This window comes from Pantoea rwandensis, assembly GCF_002095475.1.
GTDB lineage: Bacteria > Pseudomonadota > Gammaproteobacteria > Enterobacterales > Enterobacteriaceae > Pantoea > Pantoea rwandensis.
In genome coordinates, this window is record NZ_MLFR01000002.1 from 24,080 (window position 1) to 37,918 (window position 13,839).

Genomic DNA, 13,839 nt, shown 5'->3' on the forward strand with positions numbered 1-13,839 from the left:
GCTTAATAGTGATTACAGTGAAATGCTGATAATGCTGCCGAGCATACGCGTGAAGGCCATGTGCGTTTCCAGATCGATGCCATCTACGGCTTCTTCCTGAAGTGAGGTCGCGCCATCTCTGGCACCCGCAGCCACACAAGCTGCAATAAGCGCCTTTTCGCACTCGGGTATATGTGTAAGATCCAGGCGTTTAAGTAACCATGCCAGTGCTGCTGTCACCGCGTATGCCCCCCAGTTTGAAACGGAAGCCGCCACCACCACGTCAGTTGAGGTCACCGTAATCACCCCCGACGGGAACTCACCATGAGATTTCGCACCATAGGGATGCGCTAACGCGACCTGATCCCTGACGGCACCAAAACCGACTTCATTCCCGCCATCGCCAATACCAATCGTCAGTACCTGTTTTTGGCGGGCCATATCGGCCAGCAGATACAGGTGCCCGACCTGATCTGGGGTGCGAAAATCGCCTCTGACACCATGAAAGATCCCCTCAGCGTTGGGGCCATCCCGCTCAACAAAAATGATGGCCGCAGGATTGAGGTCAGAAAAAATGCTTTCACACATTTTCATCCCTTCCGCTTTGCCTTTGGCGAAGGCAACACCGCTGATCAAACCCCTGCCGGTGAGCTGGCTCTGGATGACGTTGCGACAGGCTTCAACCGGCGACAAATGGTCGTGTTCTGTGGCAATCAATACGTGGCAGTCAAATCCTTCGGCAAGGGCTCTGGCGAGCGCCAGTGCGCCCGGCGGTCCATCGGTCTCACCATACGGCAGGTTGGGGGCAATCCCTGCACCGGTGGCAATGACCACCACTTTGCCCGGAGACAACACGCCGGCTAATTTCTTCGCTGCCAGCATCGCCAGCGGCTCACCGTGGTGCTCACGGCATATCCGGTAAAGCTGACTGACGTAGCCGGAAGGTAAGCCTTTTCCCCTGAGGGGGCGCATCTCCAGCGACATAAGTTGATCGATGCGCTCTCCCACGAGCAATTCATGATTGGTTGGCGTCATCATTTGTTGATATCGATCTTGTAAGTTTCTTTGGTCAGGAAGATGCAGATCAGGGTGATCGCGGCGGCGGCGATAACGAACCATGACACGGCCGATGTATTCCCCGTCGAGGTAATCAACCAGGCCGCAATGATAGGGGTTGGCGCACTGGAAACGATGCCTGATAACTGATAGGCCGTTGACGCGCCGCTAAACCGGTACTTGGTGGGGTACTGTTCGGCGTAGATCACACCGTGCAGAGATCCGGTTGATGCGTGGCCCAATCCCAGCCCAAGACTCAGCGCAATCGTGATATAGACCGGGTCGGCCGTGTTCAGCAGCTCAAAGAACGGGAAGGCGTAAACGGCGAAGAACAATGCGCCGAAGCCATACACCACCTTGCGGCCCACTTTGTCAGACAGCCAGCCAAAGACGGGCTGCATAAAGAGATCGACCGCTGCAGCAATCAGTAGGGCATTGGAGGCAACGCTGCGTGGAATATGCAAATGTTCCGTGATGTAGCTGAGGGAATAGACGGTGATCAGAAAATAGCCCACGTTTGCCACGGTCTGGAAGAAAGCCATAACGATGGTTTTCTTCTTCTCGTATTTCACGACGTTCATCAGAGGCGCTTTTTCTACTTCGCCTTTGCGCGCGATCGCTTCAAACGCTTCCGGTTCACTGACCTGCAGGCGGATATACAAACCCACGGCCAGCAGGGCGAGGCTAAAGATAAACGGGATACGCCAGGCCCAGCCATAGAACTGCTCATCCGGTAGAGAAGAGACCAGCGCAAATGCACCCGCGGAAACCAGCAGACCGGCGGGTACGCCCATCTGCATGGTGCTACCCCAGAGCCCACGGCGGCCTTTCGGCGCATGCTCAACGGACATCAGCGCTGCGCCACCCCATTCGCCGCCCAGTGCGAAGCCCTGAATGATGCGTAAGACAATAAGCAGAATTGGCCCGAGATAGCCGCCCTGATCGTAGGACGGCAAAAAGCCAATCGCGGCGGTACACAGGCCCATCACCATCAGGGTAAAAACCAGTAATTTCTTACGACCCATACGATCGCCAAAATGACCGATGACCATCCCGCCGATCGGGCGTACGACGAACGCGACCGAGAAGGAGATCATCGACATCAGCGTCGCCATCGCAGGTGACAGATTGGTAAAGAATACGTGCGGAAAAACCAGCGCGGCTGCCGTGCCATAGATGAAGTAGTCGTACCATTCAATGGTCGTCCCGATGAAGGATCCCCAGGCTGCTTTTACTGAAGTCCGGGAAATGGCGTCGGAACCTGTGTTGGTGTGCAATGCGTCGGCTTGAATATTCTGGCTCATGTCTTACCCCCGATGGGACGGGCACATGCAGGATGTGCCCTTTAATAGTTTTAGTTAGACGTTAATGGTTACGCTCTTCCGTGCGGTGTAACTTTCCAAGGCGCTCTCAATGGAGTACTCCGCGCCAATGCCGCTGCGTTTTGCGCCGCCGTAAGACATGCCTGGGATCTGGCCGCCTGCACGGTTAACCTGCAGCCAGCCCGCATCGATCTGTTCGGTGACGCGGAACGCTGCGGTGACATCTTGGGTGAACACGTAGGCGGCCAGACCGTAGACGGTGTCGTTCGCCATGCGAATCACTTCTTCTTCGGTTTCAAAAGGAATGGCCACCAGCACCGGGCCAAAGATTTCCTCTTTGCAGACGCGCCAGCTGTTATCAATTCCGGCCAGCACAACCGGAGACGGCATAAAACCTGCGGCCTGTTCCACCGGCGGCGGAACTTCACCCAGTAACACTTCCGCACCCTGATCAAACGCTTCTTTAATAAACGCGCGTACTTCGTTGTAACGCTCCGCGTTGATGATGGCGCCAATGTCGGTCTGCTCATCCAGCGCATCGCCGATTTTCATTTCGCGCAGTTTTGCGACCACGCGTGGCATCACCTCATTCCAGACGCTTTTGTGCACGTACAAGCGTGAACCGGCGGTGCAGGACTGCCCCTGGCGGGCAAAGCGCATCGCTGCAATCACGCCGTTCACCGTGTTATCAAGGTGCGCCGGTGCTGCCGCGTCAGCGAAGACGATGCAGGGACTCTTGCCACCCAGTTCCAGCGTAGCCCGGCCAATGCGGTCTGCTACTGCATGTGCAACAAGCTGGCCAACTTCTAACGAACCGGTGAAAGAAACTTTTGCCACGTCATCATGTGTGGACAGCGGTGCACCTGCATCCAGTCCGGTGCCGGTAACAATGTTAAATACGCCAGCCGGGAATATATCTGCTGCGAGTTCTGCGACTTTCAGCACCGCCAGCGGGGCATCCTCTGCGGGTTTGAGCACCAGCGTGTTGCCCGTACCCAGTGCCATACCGATTTTGACCGCAGCAAGCACCAGCGGTGAGTTCCACGGAATGATGGCACCGACCACGCCCAGCGGTTCGCGGGTGGTGTAACTGAACAGACCCGGTCCCAGCGGCAGGGTTTCCCCTTTCTGCTCGGCAATTACACCACCGTAGTAGCGCAGCACTTCCGCCGCGCTCTGTGTTTCCGGACGGCTCTGTGTACGCAATGCGTTGCCGGTTTCTGCTGCCAGCACCCGGGCGATCTCTTCACAGTTCGCCGTAATACGGTTGCCCAGTTCGATTAGCATGGCACCACGTGCACGCGCTGCCAGACGACGCCAGGAAGGGAAGGCGGCTTTTGCGGAAGCGATTGCGCGGTCAACGTCTACGGACTGACTGGCGCCGATCTTGACGATCTCGCTGCGGAAGCACGGGTTGATGACAGAAAGCGTCTGGCCTTCAACCGGTGTCTGCCATTTACCGTCAAAGAACAGGCCGGTATGGCCGGCTGCCGGTAGGTTAAGTTTGTGGTTTACGTTGCTCATTTTCTTTCCCTCAGTTCTGTGCCAGGCGCAGGTTGACCAGTTCTTCGTACAACTCATTAACGCTGGTGGAATCCTTGCCACCCAGACCTTTCTGGCGTGCGGCGTTATAGGTCTGCATGACCAACTGACCCAGCGGCATGGAGTAATTTGAGAACTCTTTCAGGCAGAGGGAGATGTCTTTGTGCATCAGGTCGATAGCAAAGTTGGCTGGGCGTTCTGCGGTGAACAATGTTTTTGGCAGGTAATCGAGCATTTTGCTGCCCGCCAGACCGGCAGAGAAGACTTCGCACAGCACGTTTAAATCCGCACCGGCTTTCACACTGGCGGACAACACTTCACCCAACGCCACGGTGTTGATAGCCGTTAACAGGTTATGGCTCAGCTTGGTCAGCTGGCCCGCACCGGTGTCACCGCAGTGAACAATGCGTGAGGACAGCACGGACAGAACCGGACGAGCGCGCTCAATCACCTCTTCGCTGCCCCCTATCATCAGCACCAGGTTACCCGATGCGGCACCTGCCACTCCGCCGCTGACCGGTGAGTCGAGGAAGTAGACGTTTTTTACGGGCGCACTGCGCGGCGATATCTTTGGTGGTCGCCGGGTCAACGGTGCTGAAATCAATCACGATGGCGCCCGGAGAGACTTTGGTCAGCACACCGGTTTCGCCAACCACGGCGTCGGTGAAGGTTGCAGGTGACGGCAGACTCAGCATGATAATTTCTGCGCCTTCAGCTGCCTCAGCTGGGCTACCGGCAGCTGCCGCACCCTGCTGCTTCAGTCCATCCATTGCCGGGGCATAAGGGTCATAAACGTTCAACTCATGGCCCGCTTCCAGCAGGCGAGACGCCATGCGAGAACCCATACGACCTACACCAATAAATGCAATTTTCATCGTTACCTCACGGAGTACAGATTGCGGTGCTTTTAGTCCAAAGTGCCGCGTTTTTAGCCAGTCAAAACTGGGGATGTTTTGACTATTGCGTGGGGTAACTGGAAAAAAAGTTGTATATTTTTACCACTAACGAAAGAAAAACTTACTGTTCAGTGGTGGACATGAGGTTGCATTGATTTAGTGCGCGTGTAATCACGGTGTAACGGGAAGGAAACAAGCTGCGTTGCTTTTTTGCACCATTTGAGTGCGAAAGGACGGTGTTTCAATTTTTTGATCGTCAGCACATTCGGACCTCAGTGGATTAGAAGTCCAGCACAAATTTTTGGCTTGCAAGTCACCTTGCACGGATAAGTTATCGGATAAGGGGCAGGGAAGACTTTTGGTCTCATGTATAGCGAACATGGAATTAGCGATAATTGCAGTGAAGGCAATGTAGAGTTCTGCTGATTTATGATTTGGCAACGAAGGATATTCAATTCGAGAATTGCACATCCTGCAGTTGAAGCGGACTGATATCCGTCACTTTCGACTCGATGAATTGGGCCTCATTATCTCCTCTCTAAACCCGCAAGCGTTACATGATAGTTAACCGCTTGCGGATTCAAATTCCCTAGTAACTTATGCGCCAAATCCGCCATCAATTGTGTGCATCGCGCCAGTGACAAAAGAAGCTTCCGGCCCGGCGAGCCATGCAACCATTCCGGCCACCTCTTCAGGTCTTCCGTGTCGTTTAATCGCCATAAAGCTATGCATGAGCTCTTTCATGGGGCCTTCCGCCGGATTCATATCGGTATCTACGGGGCCCGGTTGGACGACATTCACCGTGATCCCTTGCGGTCCGAAATCTCGGGCAAGACCACGGGCTAATCCTTGCAGGGCTGATTTACTGACGGCATAGGCAGCACCCCCAGCCATCGGCATTCGGTCACCGTTGACGGAGCCGATGATTATGATGCGGGCCCCCTCCGGCATCAGGCGGGCTGCCTCAACGGCTGCATGATAGGGTGCGTTGATATTGATGCTGAACAGACGGTCGATGGCATCGCTCTCCAGCTCGCGCGCATCACCGAATAATGCGACGCCCGCGTTGACCACCAGCACATCCAGTGGGCCGGCATTACGCACCAGATCAATCACGGCTTCGCGATCGGCGCTGTCGGCCATAACGGACTTGGTCCCAGTTTCATTCGCCAGCTGCTCGGCAGACTCACGCGAACCTGCATAGCTGAAAACGACGGAAGCGTCCTCGGCGGCAAAGCGCCTCACTATTGCTGCCCCGATACCCCGACTACCGCCCAAAACCAGAACCGATTTGTTTGAAAATACCGCCATCAGGAAGTCCTCAATTGTATTGTAGTGGCCATTACAATATTATCAGGCCTAAGAAGTTGTCAAAGGATAGTGTAGTGATGACTACAAAAATAAGTCGTACTCCGGGTCGGCCACGTCAGTTTGACCCCGACAAGGCGGTTGAGATCGCACAAGATTTGTTTCACTCAAAAGGTTTCGATGCGGTGAGCGTAGGCGATCTGACAAAAGCATTTGGCATTAATCCGCCGAGCTTTTATGCAGCTTTCGGCAGTAAGTTTGGGTTGTACAAGCTTGTACTGGAACGTTATGCATCCAATGGTGCCATTGCGGTTCAGGCATTGTTGCGTAATGACCGCCCAGTCGATGAATGTCTTTCCAACGTTCTTGCAGAGGTTGCCAGACGCTATGCTGCCGACCATGATGCGACCGGTTGCCTGGTGCTGGAGGGTGTCCATTGTGATGATGATAATGCGCGCGCGCTAGCCTCTAGTCTCCACGCTGTGGCTGAAAAGATGATCCATTCCTACATTGCTGAGCACTATCCTGAAGAAGCGGATCGGCTGACCGACTTTATGGGAACCATGATGTCTGGCCTTTCGGCCCGTTCACGACAGGGCCTCACCCCGGAGCGGCTTGAAGAATCGGCGCGTTTGGCTGGTGAGCTGTTGGCACTGCAAATCGACGCAGTGGAAGTTCATTCAATGAGTTAGCCTATTTTCGACAATAGCTAATTCCCTACACACAGTGAAAGGCTGGGATGCAATGCGCGCTTTGGTGACCATTCTCCCTTCCATACTGGTTTTAAATCAGTTTCTGATTTTTTCGATGCGCAAACATTACAGGCATATCCTGATGAAAAGGGAGAGAGGCTACTTGCCACACTTAAAGTAGTCAAAATAAAGGTGCTTGCTCAAATTTCTTTCGGTAATCCCGTGGGCTCAACTGGTTGTGCTGGCTGAATACGCGTGAAAAATACAGTGGATCTTCATAGCCAACCGCACGTGCAACTTGTGTGACATTCAGTTGGGTATACCGAAGCAAATCACAGGCGCGTGAGACACGCAGCTGTTCCCGCCAGCCATAAATGGTAGTGCCCATCTCTTTTCTGAATATATGCGTCAAACGTGAGGTCGAGAGGAACGTCATGCTCGCGAGCTCTTCAATACGGGTATCTTCGGGCAGGTGTTCAATGATGTAATCACAGACGGTCTGAATACGGGGATCTCTGTTGTGACGGTTGCTGGCCGGCTGGAGCTGGAAGGCTTTGAGAATGATGCGTTCAAGGGCATTCATTGCCATGGCCTCCGGCAGGGAGGCCCCTACTGCATTACTCGATATAACCTCTTTGAAGAGCTGAATCATTTGCTGGCTGTGCGCATGATCAGGAAGTCTCATGCGGCCAATATCGCCCTGTTTATGGTCCCAGCGCAGCCAGTCGCTCCAGTACGGGCGGGGAATGAAATAGATCCAGAGGTGATCCCAGGCGATGCTCTCCTTTGCCCTGCCATAATGATGGATCACCCCCGGAGGGAAAAGTAGCATCTCATCCTCCTGACAATGAAATTCTCCGTTGGCATGATGAATGATTCCTTTGCCTTTCAGTGTCAGGTTCATCATGTAGCCTTTCATTCCATTGGGCCGATGGATAAAAAAGTCGAGCTTGCTGCCGGGGCTTATGGGGGTGAACCCGGAGACCATGAATGCGTTGAAGGTAAAGCTTCTCATCAGCGGAGAAAAGCTCAACATATCTGCTTCGTTCAGTTCTTCCATGGCACCCATCCCTGTTTCAAAAGTGGAGTTACTATAGGGTACTCCCTTCATTGCTGAAGGGAGCATTAGCGACTTTTGTCGAGGAGATCACTTAGGGCTTAGCAAACTGTTGTCGGTGGCAGCAAATTCTGACTCTTCCCCTTGCTGATAACGTCCGGCAGAGAGGTCTTGAGCCACTTGATGGTAGAAATTATCCAGTTTGTAAAACCAGAGCAGTGCCAGATTCAGCGCCGCCAGGATCAGCGGGAAAAAGATAAACAGAAATTCGATAGTCGTTATGACGGTTTCTGACTGAGGTGTGCTTCCACCACTTACAAATCCGGCCGCACCCAGGATCCAGCCTACGCTTGCCGTACCCAGACCCATGCCCAGTGTCTGCCCCAGCGTGCCTGCACTGAAGAGAATACCCTCAATACGCAACCCGGTCCGCCATTCACCGTAGTCGATAGTGTCCGCCAAAAGAGCAAACATGGTGGCGCCAATGCCACAGAACCCCACACTGCGCACTGCCGTGGCCATTATGACAAACAGCGCATCCTGCTTGTTAAACAATGGGAGCAGGTAAGCAATACAACAGACGCTCAAACCGAGCATGGCAAGCCGCCGTTTACCCAGCTTTTTAAGCAGGGTAGGGATGATCATCAACGTAAGCAGTCCCGGTATATACTGCGCCATGCTGATGTAGGCGATCAGAGTGACGTCAGAAAGCACATATTTTGAGTAATACACGCCAACTGCCGACAGCGCAGTGAGGCTGGTGAATGTGATCATCAAATAGAAGAAAATGATGAGCCAGTAGCGGTTGGCCATAACAGAACGCGCAACCTGCCTGGCGTTAATTCTCTGGCTGTTGTCGCTGCTTACCGGCTCTACGCGCTCCCGGGTTCCCAGCGCGGTGAGAAGCAGGAATACGGCAGTAAACACGCCAAAAATAGCGAAGACAATGATCCACGACGTGCTGCTGTTGCCGAAAAATGCCACCAGCGGCAGGGTTAACACGCCAACGGTCAGTGAGCCACAGGTTGAAAAGCCTTTGCGGAAGACGCTCAGCATCCCGCGCTGATAATTATCACGCGTGATTAATGCCAGAAGCGAACCGTAGGCAATGTTATTCGCGGTAAACATGATATTGGTCAGCAGATAGGTAATGCAGACGTACACGACTTTCAGTGTGTAGCTGACATCCGGGACGGTCGACATTAAAAATGCCGAGAGGCCAAATGGAACGGCGGTCCACAGAACCCAAGGCCGTGCTTTACCTAAGCGAGAGCGTGTTTTATCAATGCGTATGCCCACATAAATACAGATGATGCCATCCAGCACGCGGGCAAAGAACATCAGCGATCCAACCAGCAAAGCAGAGATGCCTACGACGTCGGTGTAATAAAACGCCAGAAAAGTCACCATCAACGTATAGGTTAAGTTGGTACCGTAATCGCCCACGCCAAAGGCCAGACGTTCCCGGGTGCCAACGCGTTGTAGATCCTGACTCGGTGAATTCTGGATCATCATTCTTTCTCCACTTCAAATATGGCAACGCCCCAGTCCGCCAGATCTAGCTTTTGTCCCTGCTGGTAACGCTGCCTGCTCAGTAATTCCTCGCCAGCCGTAAACGGGAGAGTCACGGTCTGAGGCTGGCTGGAATAGTTCAGGAAGAAAAGAACGGTTTTGCCGGAACGGTTCACCGCACGTTTCACCGTTACCGGAAAACCCTGCGTTACGGTTGAAACGTTCAGGTCCGTTTCGTGTATCAGCTGGAGCAGTACCGCTTCTACGGCCTCAGAACTGATACTGCAGCCCACGTACGTTGTGGTACCGGCTCCGTAGCGGTTGTGAACAATGGCTGCATATTTTCTCCAGTAGGGGTGGCGGTAGTTGGCCCAGACCTCAGCGCCAGCATCGGCTTCCAGCAGCTCCATCCAGTCACACACCTCGTCATGCCCGGTTGGAATGTTCAACTGGTCGGATTGCAGCGTCACGTCGTGGGGTTCAACGAACAGCTGATAGCTTGCGCCGACCGCTTCCCTGATGACAGCTGGTTGTCGGGCATGTCTGGCTTTTAGATGCTCATTAGCAAAGCCTGACCTGAAAGCATAAAGGATATGTCCACCCTGTTCGGTATATTGATTCAACCGCTGCAGGGATGAGTCAGAAACAGCATAAAGCAAGGGGGCGACCAGCAGTTGGTAGCGAGACAAACGGGGATCATCAACGGTCAGGATGTCCACCTCAATGTTGAGGCGGTAAAGGGCATCATAATAGGCACGAACCGTGTCGTTATATTGATGTTCCTTGTGGCGGCCAAATTGGTGACCCTTGTAAGGATGCCAGTCTACGGCAGTCAGTGAGTCCTGACTGACGAGCAGTGCGACACGATTGCGTTTTTTCAGTCCCGTCAGTTGGGGAGAAAGTCGCGCAAACGTCTGGCCGATGTCCTTTGCCTCATCATAAACAGGGTTAGGTTCCAGATCGTGGCTGAGCAGTCCCTTCCAGTACGTTTCATATGAGTTGTGAATAGAGTGCCAGTGCCAGTAGCTCACCATCGCGGCGCCGGAGGCAATGTGGCTGAATGCCTGAAGGCGGAGCTGACCTGGATAGGGGGTCCAGTTCTTAAACGCCTGCGCCTGTGTTTCCAGAACCAGGTAGTTTGAGTCTTTCGTCGTGCGCGCAATATCCCCGCAAAAGGCAATTTCCACACCGGTTAACTCATGTTGGCCCGGGTGATAAATATCTACGCCCGTAACGTCCAGCGCCTCAGATGCTGTGAAGTGGTTAACTTCGCCGCGAACGCCAAAGGACCAGGTTCGCCATTCAAAATCGAAGTTGTGGGTAATAAACTGACCCGGCAGGCGATATTCACTGACCAGCTTTGCCTGCCAGGCAAGAAAATCGTTGACCAGCCCGCGCTGATAGCGCTGGAAAGCGGCGCCCAGGCTGGCATTAATGGTACTTTCCAGCGGCGGAAAATCTTCCCAGGCATCTATCCGGTTGCTCCAGTAGTCAAGCCCGTATTCAGCGTTCAGCTTCTCAAGAACGCCATCAAACTGTTTTTTCAGATGCTCGACAAACCCACGCTGAACGGCTTCCCCGCAGGTCTCGTAATACTTGGTCTCGTTATCGACCTGATACCCAATTACGGCCGGGTGGCCGGCGGTAGCCGTCAATAGCTCACGAATGACGCGTTCTGCGTAGCGCAGGTAAATCGGGCTGGTGATATCCATTTTCTGGCGGTGGCCGTATTTGTTCACTCCTTGTGGAGTGGTGGCCATGACGGAAGGATGCTTTTTCGCGAGCCATGCAGGAATAGCATAGGTTGGCGTGCCGATGATGACGGCGATCTGGTTAGCATGCATACGGTCCAGAACAGTCAGTACGCTGGAAAAGTTAAAGTCTCCATCCTGGCGTTCATAACTGCTCCACGTGCTTTCGGCAATGCGAACCACATTGATGCCAGCCGCCTTCATCAGGCGAATATCCTCATCCAGCCTTTCTTCAGGCATGTATTCCCGGTAGTAAGCGACACCGTACAATAACTTTTCCATCTTGGCCTGCCTCTGTTTATCAGTTTTCAGCGGATAAATTAGAGGAAGCCGAGCGGGCATAGATAAAGCAGGTCGCTGGCAACATAGAGAAACTCGCTGCCCAGCTAATCTTATGAAGGTCATCACAAAAGGAGCCACGATGAAAACGCGTTACTCCGTGAGAATTATTTAATCACGCTGGGAGAAAATGCATTAATTGTAAGAGTGGGCTTACCCGCTGTGCACGCTCAGCGGAATTCAGGGAAGCTAACCTGAAACAGGATCTCTTTAGCAATGATATGCAGGTGTAGGACTTGCTCATTTCTGAGCCGTGGCATCATTTTCAGCCAGGTGTTCCAGCCCCTTTTTGGTGATTTTTACGCTGTAGTAACGGTTTGGGTTGAGGGGTTCAGATTCGAACTCAATCAGCCCCGCGCGCTCTAATGGGATTAAGCTCAGGGCGGTTCTGTCTTCTCTTTGTTTCGTTGCAGGGTTATATCTGATCTGGCAACCATGGCTTCTGTCACCCCTTAACAGAAATTTCCTTCCATCGTTCATCGCACGAAGTATTGCCTGAGATGTGGCTGAGTAAGGCATCAGTAACCCTCTGTAGCTGAAGAGATTTAATTATAGATCTTATTCAGCTTCACGAATCCCTACTTCTAATTTACTTCCAGCAGGGGCCTGCAAACATTCAAGATACGGGTAGCTAAGCATCGGCGCTACGTAGCGTTAAATGCCAACCTGGAATGAGCGCCGAGACAATTTTGTCCTATCAACCACTCTCCATTGGGATGACCTATCAGCGTGATAGTTCGCACGATCACAATATCAGCATTTATTGTTAATCTACTAATAGTAACCATAGTTATTATAAATCCATCGAAAGCAAACACGCTTTCAACTACATAAACCAAGGATTAAGACCATGAAAACTATCAAAGCTATGTCAATCGCCGCCGTTGCTGTTCTTTCACTGATGTCAGCTGCAAGCTTTGCGCAGACTGTAACAGCCTCCTCTCTGACACTGGACGGCGCTGAGGCAAAAATCGCTGTTCAGGCTCAGCAACAGGGCGAACAGTATAAAATCATCGAAGCCAGTAATGGCAACGTAGTGCACATGACCGCAGAACTGTATAAATAATGGATGGTCGCAAAAGGAAGTGCCGGAAAAAGTCGCCTACGGGCGGCTTTTTTCGCATCTGAGCCCGCGGAAATGAGGGGGACAGTGTGGATATTAAAGCGGGCCAGCAAATGGCCCAGTGTCTATATTCGGTTATGCATAACGTCAGAATGGCATGGAGAAGTCAGTGACTTTTCCGTTTCGCGGATCGATTGAAATCATACACATGGCAAAGTTGTTGCCTAAACGATCCTTGCGGTCTGATATTTTTAGGTTATAGGTCTCGGAGAACGAGGTATAGCTATAAGCGTTAGTCTCGTTTAGCTTAAAGTCTAGCAGCTGTTCAAAGTAGGACTTTGTCTGACCCACACTGGTTTTGCACTGTTCGTTTGTGATGGTGCCTTTCTGTGTTGCCGATGCCGTAGATTGCCCGCTACCTGAGCTTTTCGGTGTCAGTGCCGCATTCACTGCTTTAATATTCTCATTAACACTTTGCTGAAAATCAGCACAGGCCGTAGACATTAGAATGAGGCCGCCTATTAACAACTTCTTCATTGTATTCCTTACAATATTTAATGTTAATTCTCGGCCGAATATTGTATTTTTTACAATTAATTTACGCAAAGGAATATTTACAAATAAGAATTATGCTAATTGCGCTGAGTGTTTATTAAGGCCAAAAATTAATTAAATTCTGTTGCGTGATTCTCTTAATTCAATTTTACCCGGTTTTACAGTTAAAGGGTTTTAGGTGCAACTGGTCTGGGAATTTGCATATTTAACTCTATTCTCTCTGGTCCTGCCAGGGCATGCAGCGGACCCGGTTTTCCCCTAATGTTACTTGGATTTTCCATATCACCGATTTAAATTTAATCATCACAATTTAAATGTTTTAGCTGGCTCATCTTCAGCTTGTTTCCACAATGCTATGGGTGTGTCAAGGCAGCAGGGTTTTGTCAATATCAGCACTCATGGCTGAAATTCATCAAGACATGGTGTACGCTCTTGTACTCATGCACTAGCTTATGGGTTCAGTGTTATGCATTTCTCCAGTATTGAAGATGTCAGGAGCCGTATCGATCAGATTGATAGCGAGTTGGTCAAAATCATTGCTCAACGTGCCGAGTGTGTTAAAGCCGCTGCTGCGTTCAAAACCAGTCACGCAGCCGTTCGTGCTCCGGATCGTGTTCAACAAGTTGTAAACAAGGCGCGTACCAGGGCTGCAGATTTAGGGCTTCCTGAAGAGGTTATTGAGAAAGTTTACAGGGCAATGATTGAGGCATTTATCGATTATGAGCTTAAACAACATGACCAGCTGCGGCAGGGGAAGAACTGACAAA

Annotated in this window: 13 protein-coding genes; 3 read left to right on the forward strand and 10 right to left on the reverse strand. The window is 52.0% G+C overall.

Annotation, left to right across the window (positions count from 1 at the left end):
• Positions 1-12: 12 nt before the first annotated feature.
• The 6 genes from HA51_RS03870 to bdcA all read right to left on the reverse strand — a co-directional run bounded on the left by HA51_RS03870 (position 13) and on the right by bdcA (position 6,106).
• Entirely contained in the window at positions 13-1,017 is a 1,005-nt protein-coding gene (locus tag HA51_RS03870; protein ID WP_158087353.1) for a glutamate cyclase domain-containing protein, read from the reverse strand.
• A complete protein-coding gene (locus tag HA51_RS03875; RefSeq protein WP_084932152.1) occupies positions 1,014-2,339 on the reverse strand; it encodes an MFS transporter in 1,326 nt (441 codons plus the stop codon). Before HA51_RS03875 ends, HA51_RS03870 begins: the two co-directional genes overlap by 4 nt.
• Before the next feature lie 54 nt (positions 2,340-2,393).
• Positions 2,394-3,881 carry an aldehyde dehydrogenase family protein gene (locus HA51_RS03880; protein WP_084932154.1) on the reverse strand — a complete coding sequence of 496 codons (1,488 nt, stop codon included), beginning with the start codon at positions 3,879-3,881 and terminating at the stop codon, positions 2,394-2,396.
• 10 nt (positions 3,882-3,891) lie between these two features.
• Positions 3,892-4,377 (reverse strand): NAD(P)-dependent oxidoreductase, encoded by a 486-nt coding sequence (locus HA51_RS27285; RefSeq protein ID WP_425435683.1) that lies wholly within the window; start codon positions 4,375-4,377, stop codon positions 3,892-3,894.
• Positions 4,378-4,381: 4 nt separating this feature from the next.
• Entirely contained in the window at positions 4,382-4,774 is a 393-nt protein-coding gene (locus HA51_RS27290) for an NAD(P)-binding domain-containing protein (protein WP_211282901.1), read from the reverse strand.
• A 618-nt stretch (positions 4,775-5,392) separates the two neighbouring features.
• A complete protein-coding gene (bdcA, locus tag HA51_RS03890) occupies positions 5,393-6,106 on the reverse strand; it encodes an SDR family oxidoreductase (RefSeq protein ID WP_084932156.1) in 714 nt (237 codons plus the stop codon).
• 77 nt (positions 6,107-6,183) lie between these two features.
• On the opposite strand from bdcA, the gene HA51_RS03895 reads away from it, so the two are divergent.
• On the forward strand, positions 6,184-6,795 hold the full coding sequence (locus HA51_RS03895; protein WP_084932158.1) for a TetR/AcrR family transcriptional regulator: 612 nt from the start codon (positions 6,184-6,186) through the stop codon (positions 6,793-6,795).
• A 181-nt stretch (positions 6,796-6,976) separates the two neighbouring features.
• Here the strand turns inward: HA51_RS03895 and araC are convergent, their stop codons facing one another.
• The 3 genes from araC to HA51_RS03910 form a co-directional block, all read right to left on the reverse strand.
• Entirely contained in the window at positions 6,977-7,855 is an 879-nt protein-coding gene (gene araC / locus HA51_RS03900; RefSeq protein ID WP_084932687.1) for an arabinose operon transcriptional regulator AraC, read from the reverse strand.
• An 87-nt stretch (positions 7,856-7,942) separates the two neighbouring features.
• Positions 7,943-9,367 (reverse strand): MFS transporter, encoded by a 1,425-nt coding sequence (locus HA51_RS03905; protein ID WP_084932160.1) that lies wholly within the window; start codon positions 9,365-9,367, stop codon positions 7,943-7,945.
• Entirely contained in the window at positions 9,364-11,397 is a 2,034-nt protein-coding gene (locus HA51_RS03910; protein ID WP_084932163.1) for a beta-galactosidase, read from the reverse strand. Before HA51_RS03910 ends, HA51_RS03905 begins: the two co-directional genes overlap by 4 nt.
• Before the next feature lie 907 nt (positions 11,398-12,304).
• Between HA51_RS03910 and HA51_RS03920 the strand changes: the two genes are divergently transcribed.
• On the forward strand, positions 12,305-12,520 hold the full coding sequence (locus tag HA51_RS03920) for a YdgH/BhsA/McbA-like domain containing protein (protein ID WP_084932167.1): 216 nt from the start codon (positions 12,305-12,307) through the stop codon (positions 12,518-12,520).
• 144 nt (positions 12,521-12,664) lie between these two features.
• On the opposite strand, the gene HA51_RS03925 is transcribed toward HA51_RS03920, so the two are convergent.
• Entirely contained in the window at positions 12,665-13,054 is a 390-nt protein-coding gene (locus HA51_RS03925; protein WP_084932169.1) for a hypothetical protein, read from the reverse strand.
• A 484-nt stretch (positions 13,055-13,538) separates the two neighbouring features.
• Here HA51_RS03925 and HA51_RS03930 point away from each other — a divergent pair, with 484 nt between their 5' ends.
• On the forward strand, positions 13,539-13,835 hold the full coding sequence (locus HA51_RS03930) for a chorismate mutase (protein ID WP_084932171.1): 297 nt from the start codon (positions 13,539-13,541) through the stop codon (positions 13,833-13,835).
• Positions 13,836-13,839 lie beyond the last annotated feature (4 nt).

What these genes read in the sequence shown, in the direction of transcription:
- HA51_RS03905 (WP_084932160.1), bottom strand. Translation starts at nt 9,367, where the DNA reads ATGATGATCCAGAATTCACCGAGTCAGGATCTACAACGCGTTGGCACC.
- HA51_RS27290 (WP_211282901.1), bottom strand. Translation starts at nt 4,774, where the DNA reads ATGAAAATTGCATTTATTGGTGTAGGTCGTATGGGTTCTCGCATGGCG.
- HA51_RS03870 (WP_158087353.1), bottom strand. Translation starts at nt 1,017, where the DNA reads ATGATGACGCCAACCAATCATGAATTGCTCGTGGGAGAGCGCATCGAT.
- araC (WP_084932687.1), bottom strand. Translation starts at nt 7,855, where the DNA reads ATGGAAGAACTGAACGAAGCAGATATGTTGAGCTTTTCTCCGCTGATG.
- HA51_RS03920 (WP_084932167.1), top strand. Translation starts at nt 12,305, where the DNA reads ATGAAAACTATCAAAGCTATGTCAATCGCCGCCGTTGCTGTTCTTTCA.
- HA51_RS03925 (WP_084932169.1), bottom strand. Translation starts at nt 13,054, where the DNA reads ATGAAGAAGTTGTTAATAGGCGGCCTCATTCTAATGTCTACGGCCTGT.
- HA51_RS03910 (WP_084932163.1), bottom strand. Translation starts at nt 11,397, where the DNA reads ATGGAAAAGTTATTGTACGGTGTCGCTTACTACCGGGAATACATGCCT.
- HA51_RS03875 (WP_084932152.1), bottom strand. Translation starts at nt 2,339, where the DNA reads ATGAGCCAGAATATTCAAGCCGACGCATTGCACACCAACACAGGTTCC.
- HA51_RS03930 (WP_084932171.1), top strand. Translation starts at nt 13,539, where the DNA reads ATGCATTTCTCCAGTATTGAAGATGTCAGGAGCCGTATCGATCAGATT.
- bdcA (WP_084932156.1), bottom strand. Translation starts at nt 6,106, where the DNA reads ATGGCGGTATTTTCAAACAAATCGGTTCTGGTTTTGGGCGGTAGTCGG.
- HA51_RS03880 (WP_084932154.1), bottom strand. Translation starts at nt 3,881, where the DNA reads ATGAGCAACGTAAACCACAAACTTAACCTACCGGCAGCCGGCCATACC.
- HA51_RS03895 (WP_084932158.1), top strand. Translation starts at nt 6,184, where the DNA reads ATGACTACAAAAATAAGTCGTACTCCGGGTCGGCCACGTCAGTTTGAC.